At 70.4% G+C, this 20962-nt stretch carries 20 protein-coding genes and 2 pseudogenes; 8 read left to right on the top strand and 14 right to left on the bottom strand.

The genetic code is table 11. The features are described 5' to 3' along the window. Nucleotides 1-223 precede the first annotated feature (223 nt). The 3 genes and pseudogenes from ACN269_RS15365 to ACN269_RS15355 form a co-directional block, all read right to left on the bottom strand. Nucleotides 224-763, bottom strand: a complete 540-nt coding sequence (locus ACN269_RS15365; protein WP_421473095.1) for a hypothetical protein — start codon at nucleotides 761-763, stop codon at nucleotides 224-226. Between the two features lie 481 nt (nucleotides 764-1244). Then, nucleotides 1245-2122: pseudogene (locus ACN269_RS15360) on the bottom strand (aquaporin); the annotation flags it as partial. Continuing rightward, nucleotides 2119-2487: an ArsR/SmtB family transcription factor gene (locus tag ACN269_RS15355; RefSeq protein ID WP_421473094.1), complete on the bottom strand. Its 369-nt coding sequence runs from the start codon at nucleotides 2485-2487 to the stop codon at nucleotides 2119-2121. The pseudogene ACN269_RS15360 and the gene ACN269_RS15355, both read right to left, overlap by 4 nt. A 77-nt stretch (nucleotides 2488-2564) precedes the next feature. Here ACN269_RS15355 and ACN269_RS15350 point away from each other — a divergent pair, with 77 nt between their 5' ends. Both ACN269_RS15350 and ACN269_RS15345 read left to right on the top strand, forming a co-directional pair. Then, nucleotides 2565-2996 carry an ArsI/CadI family heavy metal resistance metalloenzyme gene (locus tag ACN269_RS15350; protein WP_421473093.1) on the top strand — a complete coding sequence of 144 codons (432 nt, stop codon included), beginning with the start codon at nucleotides 2565-2567 and terminating at the stop codon, nucleotides 2994-2996. A gap of 104 nt (nucleotides 2997-3100) precedes the next feature. Beyond that, nucleotides 3101-3862: a class I SAM-dependent methyltransferase gene (locus ACN269_RS15345; RefSeq protein WP_421473092.1), complete on the top strand. Its 762-nt coding sequence runs from the start codon at nucleotides 3101-3103 to the stop codon at nucleotides 3860-3862. A 656-nt stretch (nucleotides 3863-4518) separates the two neighbouring features. Here the strand turns inward: ACN269_RS15345 and ACN269_RS15340 are convergent. The 4 genes and pseudogenes from ACN269_RS15340 to ACN269_RS15325 form a co-directional block, all read right to left on the bottom strand. Beyond that, nucleotides 4519-5739: pseudogene (locus ACN269_RS15340) on the bottom strand (MFS transporter); the annotation flags it as partial. Between the two features lie 144 nt (nucleotides 5740-5883). Next, nucleotides 5884-6615: a class I SAM-dependent methyltransferase gene (locus tag ACN269_RS15335; RefSeq protein WP_421473091.1), complete on the bottom strand. Its 732-nt coding sequence runs from the start codon at nucleotides 6613-6615 to the stop codon at nucleotides 5884-5886. A gap of 208 nt (nucleotides 6616-6823) precedes the next feature. Next, nucleotides 6824-7186, bottom strand: a complete 363-nt coding sequence (locus tag ACN269_RS15330; RefSeq protein ID WP_355050625.1) for a PH domain-containing protein — start codon at nucleotides 7184-7186, stop codon at nucleotides 6824-6826. A 10-nt stretch (nucleotides 7187-7196) separates the two neighbouring features. After that, nucleotides 7197-8087 carry a LysR family transcriptional regulator gene (locus ACN269_RS15325; protein ID WP_421473090.1) on the bottom strand — a complete coding sequence of 297 codons (891 nt, stop codon included), beginning with the start codon at nucleotides 8085-8087 and terminating at the stop codon, nucleotides 7197-7199. A 117-nt stretch (nucleotides 8088-8204) separates the two neighbouring features. On the opposite strand from ACN269_RS15325, the gene ACN269_RS15320 reads away from it, so the two are divergent. Together ACN269_RS15320 and ACN269_RS15315 are read left to right on the top strand one after the other, a co-directional pair. After that, nucleotides 8205-8558: a DUF1801 domain-containing protein gene (locus ACN269_RS15320; protein ID WP_421473089.1), complete on the top strand. Its 354-nt coding sequence runs from the start codon at nucleotides 8205-8207 to the stop codon at nucleotides 8556-8558. Next, nucleotides 8555-8977 carry a VOC family protein gene (locus tag ACN269_RS15315; protein WP_421473088.1) on the top strand — a complete coding sequence of 141 codons (423 nt, stop codon included), beginning with the start codon at nucleotides 8555-8557 and terminating at the stop codon, nucleotides 8975-8977. Before ACN269_RS15320 ends, ACN269_RS15315 begins: the two co-directional genes overlap by 4 nt. On the opposite strand, the gene ACN269_RS15310 is transcribed toward ACN269_RS15315, so the two are convergent. Then, a complete protein-coding gene (locus tag ACN269_RS15310; RefSeq protein ID WP_355050624.1) occupies nucleotides 8964-9272 on the bottom strand; it encodes a 4a-hydroxytetrahydrobiopterin dehydratase in 309 nt (102 codons plus the stop codon). The genes ACN269_RS15315 and ACN269_RS15310 overlap by 14 nt on opposite strands. Nucleotides 9273-9455: 183 nt before the next feature. On the opposite strand from ACN269_RS15310, the gene ACN269_RS15305 reads away from it, so the two are divergent. Further along, nucleotides 9456-9896 carry a (deoxy)nucleoside triphosphate pyrophosphohydrolase gene (locus tag ACN269_RS15305; RefSeq protein WP_421473087.1) on the top strand — a complete coding sequence of 147 codons (441 nt, stop codon included), beginning with the start codon at nucleotides 9456-9458 and terminating at the stop codon, nucleotides 9894-9896. A 243-nt stretch (nucleotides 9897-10139) separates the two neighbouring features. On the opposite strand, the gene ACN269_RS15300 is transcribed toward ACN269_RS15305, so the two are convergent. The 6 genes from ACN269_RS15300 to ACN269_RS15275 all read right to left on the bottom strand — a co-directional run bounded on the left by ACN269_RS15300 (nucleotide 10140) and on the right by ACN269_RS15275 (nucleotide 17664). After that, entirely contained in the window at nucleotides 10140-11204 is a 1065-nt protein-coding gene (locus ACN269_RS15300; protein WP_421473086.1) for a succinate dehydrogenase/fumarate reductase iron-sulfur subunit, read from the bottom strand. Beyond that, nucleotides 11201-13129 carry a fumarate reductase/succinate dehydrogenase flavoprotein subunit gene (locus ACN269_RS15295; RefSeq protein WP_421473085.1) on the bottom strand — a complete coding sequence of 643 codons (1929 nt, stop codon included), beginning with the start codon at nucleotides 13127-13129 and terminating at the stop codon, nucleotides 11201-11203. Before ACN269_RS15295 ends, ACN269_RS15300 begins: the two co-directional genes overlap by 4 nt. A gap of 12 nt (nucleotides 13130-13141) precedes the next feature. Further along, nucleotides 13142-13948, bottom strand: a complete 807-nt coding sequence (locus ACN269_RS15290) for a hypothetical protein (RefSeq protein WP_421473084.1) — start codon at nucleotides 13946-13948, stop codon at nucleotides 13142-13144. Nucleotides 13949-14181: 233 nt separating this feature from the next. Beyond that, on the bottom strand, nucleotides 14182-15588 hold the full coding sequence (locus tag ACN269_RS15285) for a TldD/PmbA family protein (RefSeq protein WP_421473083.1): 1407 nt from the start codon (nucleotides 15586-15588) through the stop codon (nucleotides 14182-14184). A gap of 58 nt (nucleotides 15589-15646) precedes the next feature. Further along, nucleotides 15647-17083: a TldD/PmbA family protein gene (locus ACN269_RS15280; protein ID WP_421473082.1), complete on the bottom strand. Its 1437-nt coding sequence runs from the start codon at nucleotides 17081-17083 to the stop codon at nucleotides 15647-15649. Nucleotides 17084-17115: 32 nt separating this feature from the next. Beyond that, the gene (locus tag ACN269_RS15275; RefSeq protein ID WP_421473081.1) at nucleotides 17116-17664 is read right to left on the bottom strand and encodes a Uma2 family endonuclease; all 549 of its coding nucleotides are present in this window, start codon (nucleotides 17662-17664) and stop codon (nucleotides 17116-17118) included. A gap of 226 nt (nucleotides 17665-17890) precedes the next feature. Here ACN269_RS15275 and ACN269_RS15270 point away from each other — a divergent pair, with 226 nt between their 5' ends. From ACN269_RS15270 to ACN269_RS15260, 3 genes are read left to right on the top strand one after another with little or no spacing between them, the layout of a single operon-like run. After that, complete coding sequence (locus ACN269_RS15270; RefSeq protein WP_421473080.1) at nucleotides 17891-18934, top strand: ABC transporter ATP-binding protein; 1044 nt, start codon at nucleotides 17891-17893, stop codon at nucleotides 18932-18934. Beyond that, on the top strand, nucleotides 18931-19950 hold the full coding sequence (locus tag ACN269_RS15265; protein WP_421473079.1) for an ABC transporter ATP-binding protein: 1020 nt from the start codon (nucleotides 18931-18933) through the stop codon (nucleotides 19948-19950). Before ACN269_RS15270 ends, ACN269_RS15265 begins: the two co-directional genes overlap by 4 nt. Next, the gene (locus ACN269_RS15260; protein WP_421473077.1) at nucleotides 19947-20954 is read left to right on the top strand and encodes an ABC transporter permease; all 1008 of its coding nucleotides are present in this window, start codon (nucleotides 19947-19949) and stop codon (nucleotides 20952-20954) included. The genes ACN269_RS15265 and ACN269_RS15260 overlap by 4 nt, the downstream gene beginning before the upstream one ends. Nucleotides 20955-20962 lie beyond the last annotated feature (8 nt).

Raw genomic sequence — 20962 nt, 5'->3', positions numbered from 1 at the left:
CGGTCCGTGGGTGGTTGCGGTAGGCCATCCCGCCTGCCACGGACCCGGGACGAGCCGAGCAGACCACCGCCCGGCTCGCCAGCGTCCGTACGTGCGTCAAGGTCAGCTTGACATGGCGGGCCGGGCGGCGGCCCGCTCCCCGGAGGGCCGGTCGATGGCAGACGGGATGGCAAGTCTGACGGGCCTGCTGCGCCGCTTGCTACCCGACGGTGGCGGCCGATGCCTACCGGTCGGCCGTTGCGCGGGCGATCAGGGGAGGCCCCTGGTCGGGCAGGACAACGATGAACTGCCACGGTCCGTGCTCGACCCTGGCAAGCCCGACCGATCCGTTGACGCTAAGCGCCGCGACCGTGGCGGGGCCGCCTTCGACGATCCGGTCCAGCCGCGCATAGTGCTTGGCGAGGCCGACGGCGGGGCCCTTGATCCACAGCTTGATCTCGGCACCTCGGCGCAGAGCGTCGAGCAGTTCCTCGCGCAACGGTCCCGCCGCAGCCGCCAGGACCCGGTCGTGCAAGCGTTCCTGTCCGCAGGGCCGGGTCGGGGCGACGGCGGCCTGCTGCCGGCAGGTCGGGCAGGCCGAGGCCTCCTCGCGGTCGAAGAGGTGTCGGTACAATTCGACCTGGTCCTCGACGAGGCCGCACAGGGTTTCCTCGCCGCCCCAAGCGTGCTCCACACCCGGTGTCAGCGGGCAAACTGCGGCGCCAAACTCGGCCAGGACCCGTGCAGTGGCAAAGGACCAGCCTTCTTGATCAGCAAAAGTCACGGCGCGAGGTTACCGACCTAAGGCTTGAGGCGTTGCACCTCGGCCGCCAAGATCAAGGCCAGATGCAGGCGAAGATCCTCCGGCAGCGTCGGGGCACACAGGGGGCACAAGACAGCCTGAAACGTCGTCAAACAGCGATCAACGCTCGCAACCCGGAACGCCGTCTGAGTAGGTGTTGAGCGTCGTCTCCACTGGTGGCGGGGTAGCGGCTCTGAAGTCCGCTTCAACGTCTGAAGCCGGCCTGTTGCACCGCCCAGCGCCTACGTGCCGCGCTACTGGAACGCGCCACCGTGGAGTGAACGCACACGCGCCGAGCGGTTCATCGCGGCTACGGGCGCGGCATGGGGACCGCGCTGGGCGATCTCAGTCGGTGGAGGACTGACCATCCCTGCCGTGGCCGGCATCATCCGGGCCGTGCCACAGCTGTGGCAGTACGACGCATCGCAGCGGTCCGAGCAGGGGACCCACCAAAGCGGCGGACCGGGTTGATCGTCTCGGCGGGTTCGCTGCCGGCGCTGCGGACCTCGACGGTGTCGCCGGCGAGGTGGCGGAGCCAGCCGGCGGCCATCTGCGAGCGGCCGGCGTTGTGCACGCAGACGAACAGGACGCTGGGCTTGTCGCTCATCGGGCCGCTGTCTCCTTGGCGAGGTGGGGTACGAGGACGTCATCGGCCGCGTCTGCGGCGTGGGGGTACCAGGCGGCGAGCGCGGCGACGCCGACCAGACCGCCGACGAGTTGGGCGACCACGAAGCCGGGCACCGAGGTGGGGGCGATGCCGGCGAAGGTGTCGGTGACGGCCCGGCCGATGGTGACGGCGGGGTTCGCGAACGAGGTGGACGAGGTGAACCAGTAGGCGGCGCCGATGTAGGCGCCCACAGCGGCCGGTGCGACCGTGGTGCGGTCGGAGCGGGCGAGGGCGAAGACCAAAACGACCAGGCCGGCGGTCGCGATCACTTCAGCCAGCCACAGGTTTGCCCCGACCCGTTCGGTACGGGACCAGGCGACGGCCGGCAGGTTGAACATCAGGTCAGCCAGCACCGCGCCGGTGATGGCTCCGCCGGTCTGGGCGGCGGTGTAGGCGGCGAGGTCCCGACCGGTGAGGCCGGTGCCGGCACGCCGGCCGAGCCACCAGTCCACGGCGGAGACGACCGGATTGAGGTGTGCCCCGGACACCGGCCCGAACGTCAGAATCAGCGCACCCAACGCGAGGGCGGTGGCGATCGCGTTTTCCAGCAGTTGGAGGCCGACGTCGGTGGGGGAGAGCCGGGCGGCGGCGATCCCGGAGCCGACCACGGCGGCGACCAGCAGGGCGGTGCCGGCGAACTCCGCCGATGCCCGCCGGGCCAGGGTGAGGCTCACGTGGCGGCAGCCGGGGCGGCGGAGATGTCCAGCAGCGCGCCGAGCTGGCGGAACGCCTCCGGCTTGACCCGGTACCAGACCCAGGTGCCGCGCCGCTCCGAGTCGACCAAGCCAGCTTCGCGCAACAGCTTGAGGTGGTGGGAGATGGTGGGCCCGGACAGGTCGAATGCCGGCGTCAAGTCACAGACGCAGATCTCCGGGACCGACGCGATCATCGACATCAGCCGCAGCCGGACCGGGTCACCCAGGGCCTTGAACAGCGGCGCGACCACCGCTGCCTGCTCGGCGTCCATCGGGCGGGCCGCGATCGGGGAGCAGCAGGCGACCGCGTTGAGGTCCGCCACCGGCAGCTCTTGTTTCGACATTCCTCTAGCTTGACAGACTTCAAAACAGGGTGCAACGTAGGTCTTGCTTCGATAAACATCTAGGCAAGGAGATGATCGTGTCCCGTGTTCAGCTCGCCCTGCGCGTGTCCGACCTGGAAGGCTCGGTCGCGTTCTACTCGAAGCTGTTCGGCGTCGACCCGGCCAAGCGTCGGCCCGGCTACGCCAACTTCGCCGTCGAGAACCCGCCGCTGAAGCTCGTCCTCATCGAGGGCGAGGCCGACCAGCCCACCGTGCTGGACCACCTGGGCGTCGAGGTGTTCAGCACCGACGACGTCACCGCCGCCACCAGGCGCCTCACCGACTCCGGCCTGATCACGCTGGAGGAGAACGACACCGAGTGCTGCTACGCCCTCCAGGACAAGGTCTGGGTCCGCGGCCCGGGCGACGAGCGCTGGGAGGTCTACACCGTCAAGGCCGACGCCGACACGCTCACCAAGCCGACCGACACCGAGCCGGCGGTCAGCGGAGTCGGCGCGGGCTGCTGCTGACGGCGGATCCGCTGGATGTCGGGGTGTCCGGCCGATAGGGACACCCTGACATTCAGGAGCCGAGGGATGATGTGGACACTGGCAGCGAGGGGACGGTGGGATCGATGGTGCTCAGCTCGTCGTTCGGTACGGCGGCGTCCGCGTACGACCGGCATCGCCCGGACTACGCGCAGGCCGCGGCGCGGTGGGCGCTCGAGTTCGCGCCCGGCTCGCGGGTCCTCGACCTTGGCGCCGGCACCGGCAAACTGTCCGCCACGCTGGTCGCTCTCGGTGTCGACGTCGTGGCGGTGGAGCCCGACCCGGCGATGCTCGCCGAGCTCGGCCGCGCGCTGCCGACCGTACGGGCCCTCCCCGGCAGCGCGGAGGCGATCCCCCTGCCGGACGCGTCCGTCGACGCGGTGCTGGCTGGCAACGCCCTGCACTGGTTCGACATGGCCGTCGCGGGGCCGGAGATCGCCCGGGTCCTGACGCCCGGCGGCATCCTGGCCGGCCTGTGGAACGTCATGGACGACCGGGTGGACTGGGTGGCCGCCCTCGAACGGGTCAGCGGGAGCGCGGCCATCGGACCGCGGGATACCTGGAGCAGCTGGCGCGCGGCCACGGCAGGCCTGCTCAGGCCGGGCGACGGGACTGCCGACCGTTTCGGTACGCCCGAACAGGCCGAGTTCCCCCACGGGCAGCGCCGGACCGCCGACTCGCTGGTCGCGACGCTCGCCACCCGGGCCGGGCTGCTGGTCATGCCGGAACCGGACCGGACGGCCACGCTCGACCGGATCCGCGAGTTCCTCGCTAAAAGGGCCGAGACCGCCGACGGTGACTTCACTCTGCCGATGCTGACCGGCGTCCTTCGCGCCCGCCGACTCTGACGGTCGCCGACGGCTGTTGCCGCTGCTGAATACACTCCTCGACCGTGACGTCCCGGGATCTACGACGGTTCGGCTTCGGCTACCTGGTGCTGTGGTTCGCGATCTTCGGTGCCGGCACCCTCGTCGGTGACGACCTGATGGTCATGCTGGTCGATGTCATGTCCGGGACGTGGCTGTCGCTGGTCGTCGTGCTGAGTTGGCTGCCGTTCGGGCTGCTCATGCTCCTCCTCGCTGCGGACTCGGCACGGGTCGACGCCCCGCCGATGCGGCAGCCCTGGCTCACCCCGATAGCGCTGTGTGGCCTCGTGCTGGCGGGCCAGTTTCCCACCATCCTCCGCAAAGAACGGCGTTCCTCGGACGCCTACCGGCTGGCCGCGCACACCCCTGTCGGCGAGGCGTTGGCCGCCGGTCTGGTCGGTGCGCTCAGTGCCGTCATGGTCTGGACGTTGCTGTTCCTCAGCGCGAGGTGGCTGCGCGGCAGGATCCGTGGCCAGCGCGTGCCGTTCTTCGACAACACCTGGGGACTGCGACCTCGAACCAGGCGGGTCTTCGCGACGGGCGCCGCCGCGGCGGTGCTGATCGGCCTCGGGCTCGCGCTCGCCCTGTGAGCGCCAGAGCCGCGAGCTGGACCGGCGCGACATCCCGACCGGACCTCCTGCGCTCCGCCGCAGCATCGCGAGCCCCGTGGCAGACAGCCCGAGCGCCAGAATCGCGGCACTGCTGAGGAGCAGCGTCGGCCGGGGGCCGAGCGCGCCGACCAGCGGGCCGCCGAGCATGGTGCCCACCGGCACCGCGAGCACAAGCACCGCGCTGTTCGCGGCGAGTACGGCGGGCAGCTGCTCGGTCGACGCGCTGCGCTGGAACAGCGCCATCGACGTGGACATGTACGGCGCCCAGATGAGGCCCGCCAGGGCGAACGCGGGCAGGGACAGGACGACGGGCGCTCCCAGACCGAGCGGCAGCATCGCCGCGCCGATCCCGATGACGATCCCGATGACCGTGGGCTGTAGCGGCCAGTGCCGAAGATGGCCGGCGAGCACGCCGCCGAGGAGGCCGCCGACGCCGAAGGCGGTGTAGTACGCGCCGAGCAGCGGCGCGGACGCGTGCAGGTCGTCGGTGACGTGCAGCGGCATGGCGACGTACACCGGGCCGAACAGCAAGAAGAAGGCGACGCTCAGCACCAGCAGGCCCAGCAGCGTGGGCTGACGGCGGATGAACGCGAAGCCGGCGGTACGGGAGGCGCTGCGCTCGTACCCAGGGATCGTCCCGGTGGTGGGGAGCGCGAGCCGATAGGTGAGCGCCAGCACCGCGAAGGTGGCGGCGTCGACGGCGATGACCCACACCGGGCCCGCCCAGCCGATCAGGATGCCGGCCAGCGGTGGGCCGACGATGGTGGCGAAGCCGGAGAGGGTGGTGAGCAGCGCGTTCGCCGGCAGGTGGTGTCGCTGGGGCAGCAACTCGGCGATCAGGGTGAACCGTCCGGCCGAGCCCCACGAGTGCAGGAGTGCGGAGGTGGTGAGCAGGACGACGTACAGCTCGACCGTGAGTATGCCGGCCAGGTGGGCGATCGGGATCGCGGCGAGCGCGGCGGCCCGCAGAATCGCGTCCCACCCGGCGAGCTGCGCGCCGCTGCGCCCGCGCAGCAGCCGGCCGAAGGCCACCGTTCCGACGGCGCTGGGCAGGGTGTACGCGGCCACGGCGACCGCGATCCAGAGACCGCGCTGACCGGTCGGTGCGAGCTGGATGGCCAACCAGGTCACCGCGACCATCGCCATGCCGTCGCCGAGAGCGGACACGGCCAACCCGGGTAGTACGCGTCGCAGCAGCGGATGACTGACCACCGGCCAGTACGGCGAGGTACGCGGGAAACGAGGCATGAGAACAGTCGACCGGGCGTCGGTGCCATGGTCCAGCAGGGGCTGCTGTCAGCAGAATCAGCCCAACGCGCAATGCGTGTCGGGGTCGACTCGGGTTCCCGGCGTCTGCACGTGAGACGACGCGGAACCCGAGTCGACCGACCGTTACCGCGTCCGGTAGACGGAGATGTGTGACGAACTCTCCGCCGAGAACGGCTGCCGGTCCCAGTCGGCGTACCGCTCGGTGAGCGCAAGGCCCGCCTGCCGCGCCATCTCGTCGATCTGGTGCGGCCACGCGTACCGCATCGCAAACGGCTTCAGGTGCACGCCGTCGTCGTCGAAGGTGATGGTCTGGCGGATGAAGCGCTGCGCCGGCCGGTCGTACCGGTGCACTCGGACCGTCACGGAGTCCTCGGTCACCTCACGGACCTGTAGCTGCTCGTCGGCGTCGAAACTGCTCGGGTCGGGAACGAACGTCTCGATGACGAACGCCCCGCCGGGCGACAGCACCCGGGCGACGTTGCGGAACAGGTCCGCCTGCCGCTCGGCGTCCACCAGGTTGAACAGCGTGTTGAAGACCAGGTACGCCAGGCGGAACGGGCCCTGCACGGCCACGTCCGCCATGTCACCGACGACCGTGGGGATCTGGTCGCCGCCGGGCTTGGCGCGCATCAGCGCCAGCATCTCCTCGGACGCCTCGATGCCGTGCACGCTGAGGCCGCGCTCGGCCAGTGGCAGCGCGACCCGGCCGGTGCCGATCGCCAGTTCCAGGACCGGACCGCCGTCGGCCAGATCGGCCAGGAAGTCCACGGCGGGCGTCGGGTCGGGGTTGCCGGGGCTGTCGTATCCGGCGGCCCACAGTCGGCCGAAGAGGCCGGGATCGTCGAAGACCGACATCAGCGGCCTCCGGGGTGGGTGTCAGTGGCGCATGACTTTCTGCTCACGAAGCCTCGTTTCCTCAAGTCGGATGACGTTCGGTCGGGGGGACTTCGTCGTGTTGGGCATGGCACTGCTCCCTTCGCGCGGCTGTGCACCGAGGACACCAGAGACGCCGGAAGCCCGGCAAGGCATTTACGCCCGCCGGGCTCCCCGTGAAGAAGGATCGTCAGGAGATGTGGTGCAGGATCACGTTGTGCACGTGGTGGCTCTTCTGCGCGCCGCGGAACTCCACCTCGTACGTGTGCGTGCCGACGTGGATCGCTATCGCGCCCGTGGAGAAGAACGACCCACCCCAGGACTTGTTGCTGACCACACTCACGCTGGTGATCTTCGAGTACGGGATGCTGGTGATCGCGTACCGCTTACCGACGAAGGAGCGGTCCTGGATGATCACGCGCCGGTCGGTCAGCCCGATGAACCCGGTGCCGGTGCCGACGGCGTCGTAGACGGCGATGATCTGCTCGCCGTCGAGCAGCCCACTCTCGATCTGCTGGACCTGCTCCTTGCGGTCGTACGCGATGTTCGCCATACGATTCAGGTTAGGAAACGGGTGCCACCGCGTCGGCAGCGGCGCGGACGAACTCGCGTACCCGGTTCGTGGTGTTACTGGGCAGCCAGACCGGCCCACGCTCGATGGGTGGCGCGTCGTGGATGGGCACGTAGGACACGTCGGGGCGCGGGTAGTAGCGCCGCGTGTGTTCCCCCACCGGTAGTACGCCCCGGCCCAGTGCCACCAGGGACAGCATCTCGGAGAAGGTGTTCCCCGCCGGCCCTTTCGGAACCGGTCGGCCGGACGGGGTGCGCTCCGGCGTGCGGTCCCGCTTGAAATCCGCCGAGGTGACCGTCGGGTACTGCACCACCGGGTGGTCGGCGAGCGCCTCCAGCGACACCGACGGTTGCCGGGCGAGCGGGTGACCGGCGGCCACCGCCAGCGCCCGGCCTTCGGAGAGCAGCGCCGGGCCGGTGGCCATCCCGTCGAAGGGGTACGAGGCGATGAGCACGTCCGTGGAGCCGTCGAGCAGCCCGGCACGGCTGTTGGACAACTGGGCCTCGTGCACCTCCACCCGGCAGTCGGGGTGCCGCTCGGTGAACAGGGCCACCGCCCGGAGCAGCACTGGCGCGGTCCACTCGCCGAGGAACGCCACCCGTAGCGTCCCGGTGACGCCCCGGCCGGCGTCGACCGCACGCCGGAGAGCGTCGTTCATCCCGGCGACCAGCGGGGCCAGGTCGTCAGCGAGCTGCCGGCCGATCGGGGTGAGCCGGACGACCCGACTGGTCCTCGCGAACAGCGGCGCCCCGACCTGGCGCTCCAGTTTCTTGATCACGTGGCTGACCCGGCCGGTGCTGACCCCCAGCCGCTCGGCGGTGCGGCCGAAGTGCAACTCCTCGGCCAGGGTCAGGAACGTCTCGACCTCGTACCGCTCCAGCACGCCGTTCCCATCGTTGACCGGCAGGCAACGATCGTAGCGAAATCAGATCTTGGTCCGGCTCTCCGGTCAGGGAATCGTGGGATTCACACGAACACCGCTCGACCGAGAGGCACCGAGATGAGCATCGACGGTTACCTGGCCGGCCTGGCCGATCCGCTGCGCGAGGTCGGGGAGAAGCTGACGCCCGTCATCGCGGACGCCCTGCCCGGGGCGACGGGAGCGACGTGGCACGGACACCCGGTCTGGGGTCTGGGCGACCGGCCCGGCCAACGCCCGGTCTGCCTGATCAAGGCCTACGGGTCGTACGTCACCTTTGGGCTGTGGCGGGGCCAGGAGATCGCGGACCCGTCCGGCCGGCTGGTGCCCGCCGCACGGGCGATGGCGACCGTGCGGCTGCGCGACGTCGCCGACATCGACCCGGCCCTGTTCGCGGGTTGGCTGCGCGCGGCGGCCGCGCTGGAGGAGGCGTGAGCGCGGTGCGGGTGACCGGCTTCGACCACCTGGTGCTGACCGTCGCCGACGTGGAACGGTCCCTGGACTTCTACTGCGGCCAGCTCGGCCTGGCGCCGGTACGGGTCGACGAGTGGCGCGCGGGGTCCGCCCCGTTCCCGTCGGTGCGGATCAGCTCCGACAGCATCATCGACCTCGTCCGGGGCGCGGCGCAGGGTACGAACGTCGACCACTTCTGCCTGGTGGTAGCGCCGTTGGACTGGGCGCAGGTGGTCGAGTCCGGCGTCTTCACCGTGCTGACCGGGCCGGTCGACCGGTTCGGCGCGCGTGGGTCGGCGACCTCGATCTACGTGCGGGACCCGGACGGCAACGTGGTCGAGTTGCGGTGGTATCCGCAGGACGCGGAGAGGGCTACGGGAACGGTCGTCAGGACTCGGTGACCGCCCGGTACGCGTCCTCGATGCGGGCGGCCAGCAGGACCTCACCCTCGGTCAGCGGCTCACCGTTGCCGTGCCCGACCCGGATCAGCGTGCTGTCGGACCGGCGGCTGATCTCGGGGCGCAGGTGCAGTGCGTCCGCCACGACCTTGACCCGTTCAGTCAGCGCCGCGTGTTGGGTATCGTCGATCACCAGCGTGCGCCGGATCTGCTCACCGTCGCGCGTCCAACCAGATAGCAAGGTCAACGCGTCGGAAAGGTAGTCGTGTTTGGCTCGGCTGCTGAACAGCACGCGCATCACCGCACCCCCCAAGCGCCGTTGCCGGCTTGTGGCCAAATCGTCGCCATCCCGTGTCTTGTCGGTGCCCTCTAGTCTGTCGTCGCCGGGTGGGGGTGTCCACGCCCACACTTCCGTGTTCTATTGGCCTAGCGGACGGCGTCGGTACCCAAACCGCCGATTGATCTGGCACCCTGGACGCCCGTGCAGACCGAACGGGCTAATGGTGGCGGGCGGGCCCAGCGACGGGACCTGAAGGTGATCGTGGGAGCGGCGATCATCCGGGACGGACGGGTGCTCGCCTGTGCGCGCTCCGCTCCGCCGGAGGTGGCCGGCATGTGGGAGTTCCCTGGTGGAAAGGTCGAGCCGGGGGAGGGCGAGACCGAGGCGCTGATCCGGGAGTGCGCCGAGGAGCTGGCCGTACGCGTCGAGATCGGTGCCCGGGTCGGCCGCAACGTCCGGATGGCCCACGGCCGCTCGGTGCTCAAGGTGTACGCCGCCCGCCTGCTCCACGGCGACGAGCCGCAGGCGCTGGAGCACCAGGCGCTGCGCTGGTTGACCGCCGACGAACTGGACTCGGTCACCTGGCTCCCCGCCGACGCCCCCATCGTGGCCGCCCTGGCCCCCCACCTGAAAACCCCCTGACCCCCCGGCCCCTGCCCGGCCCCTGGCCCCCGCCCCCCGGCCCCCGATTAGCCCCGTTGATCATGAAGTTGTTGTCATGACACGCCGAGCGGGATGGCAATAACTTCATGATCAACGGGGTCGGAGTCGGGGTGGGGTGGGGTCGGGGTGGGGTGGGGTGGGGTGGGGTGGGGTCCGAATCGGGGTGGGAATGGGGCGGGGGCTGTCGGCATCGCCGACAGCCCCCGTCTCCGGTGGTCTTGCTCAGTGCTTGTCCTGGTCCGGGTGCGCGAAGTTGAGGTGCTCCGGAGGCAGCGGGAAGGTCACGTCGTCGCCGAAGGGCGACGGCGCGGCCGGCCGGTCGAAGGTGAGCTCGGTCAGCGGCAGCTTGCCCCGGTCGTCGACCGCCGGAGCGGTCGGGTGGGGCACCTCCCGGTCCCAGTTGACGCCGGCCTGCGCCTGCGCCTCGGCCCGCTGGTCGTGCGAGCCACCCGCGTGCGAGTGCAACCCGCCCCGGGTCGCCCCCGACGACGTCGCCGAGCCCTGACGGGCGGTGGTCACGCTGGTCTGGGGCGTCTCGCCCCGGCGGAAGATCTTGCTACCAAGCCACACAAGGGGATCGTACCTGCGGTCGACGACGCGTTCCTTCATGGGGATGATCCCGTTGTCGGTGATCTTGATGTGCTCGGGGCAGACCTCCGTGCAGCACTTGGTGATGTTGCAGAAGCCGAGGCCCTGTTCCGCCTGTGCGTACTCCTTGCGGTCGGTCCGGGCGTCCAGCGGGTGCATGTCCAGCTCGGCCGCCCGGATGAAGTACCGCGGCCCGGAGAACGCCTGCTTGTTCTCCTCGTGATCACGGATCACGTGGCAGACCGTCTGGCACAGGAAGCACTCGATGCACTTGCGGAACTCCTGCGAGCGCTCCACGTCGACCTGCTGCATCCGGTAGTCGCCCGGTGCCACGTCCGCCGGCGGGGCGAACGCGGGCGTCTCCCGCGCCTTCTCGTAGTTGAACGAGACGTCGGTGACCAGGTCCCGGATGATCGGGAAGGTGCGCAGCGGGGTGACCGTGACCGTCTCGTCCTCGCCGAAAGTCGACATCCGGGTCATGCAGCCCAGCCGGGGCTTGCCGTTGATCTCCATGGAGCAGGAGCCGCACTTGCCGGCCTTGCAGTTCCACCGGCAGGCCAGGTCGGGCGCGTCGGTCGCCTGGAGGCGGTGGATGACGTCGAGGACGACCTCGCCCTCGTTCACCTCGACCATGTAGTCCTGCAGGTCGCCGCCGGTCTCGTCGCCCCGCCAGATCCGGAACTGACGCTTCGCGCTCATCGGTTGTCCGCCTCTCCAGCGTCGGCGACGAGAGCGTCGAAGTCGGCGAGCTCCTCGTCGGTGAGGTACTTGGCCAGCTCCGCCCGGTCGAAGAGGCCGATCAGCTCCGGCCGCATCTTCGGCAACGGCTTGCGGGTCAGCTGCACGGTGTCGCCGTCCAGGGAGCAGACCAGGTTCACCTGCCGCCAGGCCGGGTCCATCGTCGGATAGTCCTCGCGGGTGTGCCCGCCGCGCGACTCCTGCCGCTCCAGCGCCGCCTTCGCGGTGCACTCCGAGACGACAAGCATGTTGCGCAGGTCCAGGGCGAGGTGCCAGCCCGGGTTGTAGCGCCGGCCGCCGGCCGCGCTCACCTTGGCCACCCGCTCGCGCAGCTCGGCGAGCCGGACCAGGGCGTCCGCAAGCTCGCCGTGACGGCGGATGATTCCTACCAAATCCCCCATGACCGCCTGGAGGTCCTGCTGCAGGGTGTACGGGCTCTCGCCGGTGTCCCGCTGCAACGGGGCCAGGGCGGTCTCCACGGCAGCCTCGACCGCGTCCACGGCCACCTTCGGACGGGCGGACAGCCCGTCGGCGTAGCTGGCCGCGTGCCCGCCCGCCCGCTTGCCGAACACCAGCAGGTCGGACAGGGAGTTGCCGCCGAGGCGGTTGGAGCCGTGCATGCCACCGGACACCTCACCGGCGGCGAACAGACCGCGTACGTGGCCGAACGCGGCACCCGAGTCGGGGTCCACCTCGACGCCGCCCATCACGTAGTGGCAGGTCGGCCCGACCTCCATCGGCTCGGCGGTGATGTCGACGTCGGCCAGCTCCTTGAACTGGTGGTACATCGAGGGCAGCCGGCGGCGGATCTCGTCGGCGGAGCGCCGGCTCGCGATGTCCAGGAAGACACCACCGGCGGGGGAGCCCCGACCGGCCTTGACCTCGCTGTTGATCGCGCGGGCCACCTCGTCGCGGGGCAGCAGCTCCGGTGGACGCCGGTTGTTGTCCGGGTCGGTGTACCAGCGGTCCGCCTCCTCCTCGGTCTCCGCGTACTGCTTGCGGAAGACGTCGGGGACGTAGTCGAACATGAACCGCTTGCCCTCGGAGTTCTTGAGGACACCGCCGTCGCCACGGACCGACTCGGTGACCAGGATGCCCTTCACCGAGGGCGGCCAGACCATGCCGGTCGGGTGGAACTGGAGGAACTCCATGTTGATCAGCGTCGCCCCGGCGCGCAGCGCCAGCGCGTGGCCGTCCCCGGTGTACTCCCAGGAGTTCGAGGTGACCTTGTAGGAGCGCCCGACACCGCCGGTGGCCAGTACCACGGCCGGCGCCTCGAAGAGGATGAACTCGCCGGACTCGCGGTAGTAGCCGAACGCGCCCGCGACCCGGTCGCCGTCGAGCAACAGCTCGGTGATGGTCGTCTCGGAGAAGACCCGGATCCGGGCGTCGTACGAGCCGAACTCGCGCTTGTCCTCCTGCTGCAGCGAGACGATCTTTTGCTGGAGCGTACGGATCAACTCCAGGCCGGTCCGGTCGCCGACGTGAGCCAGTCGGGGGTACTCGTGCCCACCGAAGTTGCGCTGGGAGATCTTGCCGTCCTTCGTCCGGTCGAAGAGCGCACCGTACGTCTCCAGCTCCCAGATCCGCTGCGGCGACTCCTTCGCGTGCAGCTCGGCCATCCGGAAGTTGTTGAGGAACTTGCCGCCGCGCATGGTGTCGCGGAAGTGCACCTGCCAGTTGTCCCGGCTGTTCACGTTGCCCATCGCGGCGGCCGCGCCGCCCTCGGCCATCACCGTGTGCGCCTTGCCGAACAGCGACTTCGAGATGATCGCCGTCTTCTTGCCGGCGAGGCGGGCCTCGATGGCCGCGCGCAGACCGGCGCCGCCGGCCCCGATGACGACGACGTCGTAGTGGTGTCGTTCGATGCGAGTGGTAGTGGTCATGTCAGGGGCCCTTTAGTTGATGAACCGCAGGTCGTTGAACCAGCCGGCCGACAGCGCCATCACGTAGAAGTCGGTCAGCGCGAGAGTGCCGAGGGTGATCCAGGCGAGCTGCATGTGCCGGACGTTCAACGCCGAGACGAAGGTCCACGCCCGGTAGCGCACCGGGTGCTTGGAGAAGTGCTTGAGCCGGCCGCCGATGATGTGCCGGCAGGAGTGGCAGGAGATCGTGTACGCCCAGAGCATCACCACGTTGAGCAGCAGGATGATGTTGCCCAGCCCGAAGCCGAAGCCCTTGGGTGAGTGGAAGGCGAGGATCGCGTCCCACGTGTTGATCAGCGAGATGATCGCGGCGGCGTAGAAGAAGTAGCGGTGCAGGTTCTGACCGAGCAGCGGGAAACGCGTCTCCCCGCCGTACTCCTTGTGACCGTCCGGGACGGCGCAGGCCGGCGGCGACAGCCAGAACGACCGGTAGTACGCCTTGCGGTAGTAGTAGCAGGTGAGCCGGAACAGCAACAGGAACGGCAGGGTCAGCGCGGCGTCCGGGATGATCCACCAGCCGGGCAGGAACCGGCCGAAGTGCGAGGCCTGCTCGACACACCGGTCGGTCACGCACGGGGAGTAGAACGGGGTCAGGTAGTGGAACTGGTCCACCCAGTACCACTTGTGCATGAACACCCGGACCGTCGCGTACGCCACCCAGGCGCCGAGCCCGATCACCGTGATCATCGGGGCGAACCACCATCGGTCGGTACGCAACGTCTTCGCCGCGATGGCGGCGCGCGCCCGCGCTCCCCGCGGCCTCGTTGCCGTTGAAGTCATTCGAGTCGTCTCCTCGACGGGCCCGTACGGGCGGGCTGCTCTCTCCGGTCGGCACGCGGACCGGCGAACCCGCACCCGCTGCCACGTCATGCGCACACCAACGACCACGCCGGATCGACCGACGCAGCTAAGTGACACACGTTACGCCGATCTCTTCGAGCCGTCCGCGCAAGGGACCGTCCCGTGTGTCTGGCCTGTTGAAACGCCGAGGTGCGCGGACCGTCGCGGGGTGCTCAGCCCGACGCGCCTCCGGTGAAGTGCCAGGACGCCAGCCGCACCGAGGGCGCCTCCCACCAGGCGCCGTCCACCCGGTCCGGTTGGCGCACCGGCAGAGCACCCAGCCCGAGCACCGCGCCCGGCCCGAGCGCCCGGGGGTACGACTCGGTGAACCGCAGGTCGCGGACGGCCCGGACGACCGTGCCGTCCTCGATCAGCCACACCCCGTTGCGGGTCAACCCGGTGACGACCAGGCTCTTCGGGTCGAGCACCCGGGTGTACCAGAGGTCGCTGACCAGCAGCCCCCGTCGTACTCCGGCGACCAGCGCCGCCGTGTCCGCGTCGACCACCGCGCCGGCGGCCGTACCCGTGGTGTTCCGGCCCACCGCGCTGGCCGGGCCTGCCGCCGCAGGCGAGAGTCGGAGGTTGCGGGCCATCGGGCCCCAGGTGGCACCGCCCGCGATCGCGTGGCCGGTGGACTCCGCGCCCGCCTCGGCGGCGGTCCGCCGGTCGTGCGCGACGGCCCGCGTGGTGCCCGCCTCGACCAGGGTCACCGCCCGCCGGCCGGTGCCCTCGGCGTCGAACGGCAGGCCCGACGCACCGAGCGGATCGTCCACCAGGGTCACCAGCGGGTCGAACTGGGCCGCCCCCGGCTCGGCGAAGGACTGCCGCTCGGCGTACCGCTTGCCGTTGAAGCCGTACCAGGACAGGTTCTGCAACAGGTCTGCCACGGCGGCCGGTTCGAACACCACCTCGTAGCGCCCCGGCGGCAACTCGACCGGATCGGCTGCGGCCTGCGCCTTCGCGGCGGCCTGCGCGCCCAGCTCGGCCCCGTCCAGGTCGGACAGCCGGTCCGCGCTGCGCCGCGCGACGCCGTCGGCGCCGTCGCGGCGGGCGATGCCGTCCATCGCCGCCTCCGCCGACCGGCCGTACGCGCTGTGCCCCGCCGAGTTGGCGAACGCCGACGAGCGGTGCGCGGTACGGCAGTATCCCGCCGTGGTGAGCGGCCCGGCGGCCGCCACGAACGCGGCCACCCGGTCGGCCCGCTGGTCCGGCTCGGCGTGGGCGGTCGCCTCGTCGACGGGCGGCGCGATCGACGCGGGCGTGGGCGGCGCCAGGCCGGGCCACCCCGGGTCGAGCGGACCGAGGCGTGTCGCGGCCAAGGTCCGCTCGACGAGCGCGTGCAGCCCGTCCGTAGTGACGATGCTTCCGCTGCCGGCGACGGTGCGTCCAGCGACGTGCACCCGCAGCCGGACGCCGACCGTCGACTCGGAGACGTTCTGGTGGATGGCCGAGTTGGCGAAGCGGGTCAGCGCCAGATCCGCCCGGGTCGCCACCACCTCGGCCTGCGCGGCCGGGCCACCGAGCCGTCGGACCAACTCGACGACCTGCCCCGCCAGCTCCAACTCACTCCTCGCGCTCACGCGGGGCCACCTTTCGTTCGCGACTGCGGGGCTCGCAAAACCGGCTCACTCCTCGCGCTCACGCCGACACCCCCACCCGGACGTTCTTGAAGCGGGCCGGCGCGGCCGGGTGGCCGGTGTGCCCGATCTGGCCCGGCTGGCCCTTGCCGCAGTTGGGCGTCCCCCAGGGCACCGTCTCGCCGGAGAGCATGTCCATCGAACGCCAGAACAGCGGCCCGATCCCGGTGTACGTCGGATTGCGCAGCATCCGCCCCCGCCGACCGTTCTTGATCTCCCAGCCGATCTCGCAGCCGAACTGGAAGTTGAGCCGCTTGTCGTCGATCGACCACGAGCGGTTGAGGTCCATCAGCACGCCGTCGTCGGTGGCCGCGATGATCTCCTCCAGGGTGTGCGGACCGGGTTCCAGGCCCACGTTGGTCATCCGCACCATCGGCAGCCGGGCCCATCCGTCGGCGCGTACGCTGCCGCCGTAGTCGAGGCCCGCCACGGCTGCGGAGTCGCGACCCGCGAGCACCCCCACCCACCGGCCGTCGCGTACCGCGTCCCGCTTGACGGCGGGTGAGCCCTCGTCGTCGAAACCGAAGCTGCCCAGCGCGCCGGGGATCGTCGGGTCGATGGTGACGTTCATCAGCTCGGAGCCGTAGCGCAGCGCGCCGAGTTGGGCCAGGTCCAGCCAGGACGTGCCGGCGAACGCGGCCTCCCAGCCCAGGATCCGGTCCAGTTCGATGGCGTGGCCCACCGACTCGTGGATCTGCAGGGCCAACTGCTCGCTGCCGAGGATCAGATCCGTCTCGCCGGCCGGGCACGGTGGCGCGGTGAGCAGCGCCCGCGACTCCTCGGCGATCTGCGCGGCGTGCGCGGCCAGGTCGAGCGATTCGACCAACTCCCAGCCGGTGGTGCCGTACTGCCCTCGGTAACTGGGCCAGGACCGTCGTTGTGTCTCGCCGTCGCCGATGGAGGTGGCCGAGATGCCGCCGCCGCACTCGCGGATGCGCTGGTCGATGCGGTGACCCTCGCTGGAGACGAACCACTTCGCGGTGTCCCAGATCTGGTAGAGCCCCTCGGCCAGGTCCGCGCCGTGCTCGGCCATGGCGCGGGTCGCGCCGACCAGCAGGTCGCCCTTGTCGGACAGCGGAACCCCGAGCGGGTCGATCCGGCAGTCCGAGGACCAGCTCGCCGTCACGGCCTCGACCGCGACCAGGTCGACGGCGGGGCCGGGCACTCGCGCGCTGGCCATCGCGGTCCGGGTCGCCCGCCGGCCGGCGTCGCGGGCGGCGGCATCCGACAGATCGGGTACGGCGTGAAAGCCCCAACTCGCGCCGACCAGCGCCCGGACGCCGAGCCCGATGCTCTCGTCCTGGGTCAGCTCCTCCACGTCGCCGTTGCGCGCGGTCATCGACTCGTAGCGGCGGTGCATCACCCGCGCGTCGGCGTACCGGGCGCCCGCGTCGAGAGCGGCCTGGACGGCGGTGGTGGCCGCGTCGAACTCGGTCATGTGACGACCCTAGGGCAGCCGACCGACACCCGTCAGGGGACGAGATCCTCCGGCCGGATCGTGGCGCGGACCGGCTCGGTCAGCTCCAGCACCTCGCCGCGTTTCGTCGTTGCCCTCTCCACGTAGTGGCTGCCCTGCCGCTGGTAAAGGCGCATCGCGCCCGTTCCCTGCTCCACCAGCAGGTACCACTCGATGCCGGCTGCGGCGTAGTAATGCATCTTGAGGACTTTGTCGGTGGATGCGTTGCTCGGCGAGATGATCTCGCAAACCAGCCGCACATCGGCCGACTCGATGGTGGGTTCGTCGAGGTCGATGGCGTTGGTTACGACGAGATCGGGGATCGGTATTCGACCTGGCCGGAGGCGAACATTTACTGCCTCCAGCAGCTCAAGGCTGGCTACCTCCGCCGCTGCTTCCAGGATGTTGCCGAGCTTGCGGGAGATTCTTTGGTGACGCGGCGTGGGTCCGGGGGTCACGTGGAGGCTCCAGTCGAAGAGTTCGACGCGTTCCTGCGTCTCGCCGAGGGCGAGGAACTCCTCTTCGGTCCACGGACCTCCGTGATCGAACACCGCCGCGGTCATGGGTCACCTCCACCTCGTGCCACGGGCATCCTCCGCTGGTTGCTCGTCCAATGGTCGCACCTGACGTGCGGGTACGGCCATGAACGCCGGTGAATGGCGCGGTGACGGGCGTGCGGGGCTGATGCGGACTCGTTACGCTCGGGCCCGCTGACAGGTGCCGAAGTTGTAGCTTATTTTCACCCTCTGGACATTGTTGTAGGTTCTCTTCGTCACTGAGGGAGGTGCCGTGGACAGCTCGGATCCCTACCTGCGGGTGAGTGACCTGCGGGTCCGGTTCGACACCTCCGACGGCGTCGTGCGCGCGGTCGACGGGGTGTCCTTCGCCGTCGAGCGGGGGCGCACGCTCGGCATCGTCGGTGAGTCCGGCTCCGGAAAGAGTGTCACGTCGCTGGCCATCCTCGGTCTGCACGATCCCAAGCGGGCCACGATCACGGGGGAGATCTCCGTCGGTGGCCGGGAGCTCGTCGGTCTGCCCGAGGAGGACGTACGCCGACTGCGCGGCCGGGACATGGCGATGATCTTCCAGGACCCGCTCTCGGCGCTGCACCCGTACTACACCGTCGGCCGGCAGATCGCCGAGGCGTACCGGGTGCACCACCCGGAGGTCGGCCGGCGTGCGGCCCGGCAGCGGGCGGTGGACATGTTGGACCGGGTCGGCATCCCGCAGCCCGCCCGCCGCTTCGATCAGTACCCGCACGAGTTCTCCGGCGGCATGCGCCAGCGGGCGATGATCGCCATGGCGCTGGTCAACGACCCGGCGTTGCTGATCGCCGACGAGCCGACCACCGCGCTGGACGTCACCGTGCAGGCGCAGATCCTCGACCTGCTCGCCGACCTGCAGGCCGAGTTCCACTCCGCGATCATCCTGATCACCCACGATCTCGGCGTCGTCGGCCAGGTCGCCGACGAGGTGCTGGTCATGTACGGCGGGCGGGCCGTCGAGCACGGCAGCGTCGAGCAGGTGCTCCGCTCGCCGCAGCATCCGTACACCTGGGGGTTGCTCTCCAGCGTGCCGTCGCTGCACGGCGACGCGGACGCGGACCTGGTGCCCATCCCCGGCAACCCGCCCAGCCTCATCAACCTGCCGTCCGGGTGCGCCTTCCACCCGCGTTGCCGCTACGACGACCGGGTCGGCGACCGCTCCCGCACCGAGGTCCCCGAGCTACGACCGGCGGGCGGCGACGGCCACCTGGTCGCCTGTCACCTGAGCGCCGAGGAGCGGGCAGCGATCTACGCCGAGAACGTGGCATCCGTGGGGGTGGCCCGATGAGCGACGAACCACTGCTGCGGGTCCGCGGGCTGACCAAGCACTTTCCGGTACGGCAGGGACTGCGCGCGACCGGCACCGTGCGGGCGGTCGACGGGCTCGACTTCGACGTGCGACCCGGCGAGACGCTCGGCCTGGTGGGGGAGTCGGGCTGTGGCAAGACCACCACCGGCCGGATGCTGGTGCGGCTGCTGGAACCGACGTCGGGCAGCATCGAGTTCGGCGGGCGGGACATCACCCACGCCGGTCGGCGCGAGCTGCGCCCGCTGCGGCAGGAACTTCAGATCATCTTCCAGGACCCGTACGCGTCGCTGAACCCACGGCACACGGTCGGTCGGATCGTGGCGATGCCGTTGCAGGTCAACGGCATCAAGCCGCCCGGCGGGATCAAGGCGCGGGTGCAGGAGCTGCTGGAGCTGGTCGGGTTGAACCCGGAGCACTACAACCGGTACCCGCACGAGTTCTCCGGCGGGCAGCGTCAGCGCATCGGCATCGCCCGCGCGTTGGCGCTGCGGCCGAAGCTGATCGTCGCCGACGAGCCGGTGAGCGCGCTGGACGTCTCGATCCAGGCGCAGGTCGTGAACCTGCTGCGCGACCTGCAATCCGAACTCGGGCTGGCGTTCGTGTTCATCGCGCACGACCTGGCCGTGGTCCGGCACTTCTGTCAGCGGGTCGCGGTCATGTACCTGGGCCGGATCGTGGAGATCGGCGACCGGGAGGACATCTACGAGCGCCCGCAGCACCCGTACACCCGGGCGCTGCTCTCGGCGATCCCGGACGTCACGCAGCTCGGCCCGGCGGGCCGGATCCGGCTGACCGGTGACGTGCCCACCCCGCTCGACCCGCCGTCGGGCTGCCGGTTCCGGACCCGCTGCTGGAAGGCACAGGACATCTGCGCCACCGAGGAGCCGGCGCTGGTCGCGCGCGACGGCGGCCGGCAGGCCACCGCGTGTCACTTCCCGGAGTCCGCCGAGGCGGCCAGCGTTGCCGCAGCGACCGTCGAGGAGGTGTCGTCGTGAGCCTGTCCCCGGTGGAGGGTGTCGCGCTGGCCGAGATCGAGTCCGACCCGGACGCGAGCACGCCCGCCGCGAAGGGCGTCGTCGGCCGCTCGCCCGGGCAGCTCGCCTGGCTGCGGCTGCGCCGGGACCGTACGGCAGTTGTCAGCGGCGTACTCCTGGTGTTCTTCATGGTGTTGGGGTTGTCGGCCCCGCTGATCGAGATGGTCTACGGCGTGGGGCCGCGCGAGCAGTTCCAGAACCTGCTCGACGGCAACGGCATGCCGCTCGGCTACGTCGGCGGCGTCAGCGGCGACCACTGGTTCGGGCTGGAGCCGGCGCTGGGCCGGGACATCTTCATCCGATTGATCTACGGGCTGCGGACGTCCCTGTTCATCGCGATCGCCGCAGCCCTGATCACCGCCGCGATCGGCATCGCGCTCGGCGCGCTGGCGGGTTACCTCGGCGGTTGGCTCGACGCGGTGATCAACTGGATCACCGACCTGACCCTGGCCATGCCGTTCCTGATCATCGCGTTGGCCCTCACCCCCGCCATCACGCTGCGCTTCTACGGCGAGCGGGGGCAGGTGTCGTCGGCATTCGGGGTGGGTGTGCTGATCGCCGTGTTCGCGATCTTCGGCTGGACCAGCACGGCGCGTCTGGTGCGCGGGCAGGTGATCGCGCTGCGCGAGCGGGAGTTCGTGGAGGCCGCCAAGGCCAGCGGCGCCGGGCTCAGGCACATCATCTTCCGGCAGCTCCTGCCGAACATCTGGGCGCCGATCCTGGTGTCGTTCTCCCTGGCGGTGCCGCAGTTCATCACCAGCGAGGCCGCGCTGTCCTTCATCGGCGTCGGCCTCAGCGACGAGACGCCGAGCTTCGGCCGGATGATCTACGACAGTCTGGACTACCTCCAGACCGACCCGGCGTACGTGTTCTTCCCGGGCATCACGATCTTCGCGCTGGTGTTCGCCTTCAACCTCTTCGGCGACGCGTTGCGGGACGCGCTCGACCCGAAGTCGTCCCGGTAGGGGTCCCC

The sequence above is a fragment of the Micromonospora sp. WMMD736 genome (assembly GCF_049179015.1).
Lineage (GTDB): Bacteria > Actinomycetota > Actinomycetes > Mycobacteriales > Micromonosporaceae > Micromonospora.
This window is presented reverse-complemented; position numbering and strand designations above follow the sequence as displayed.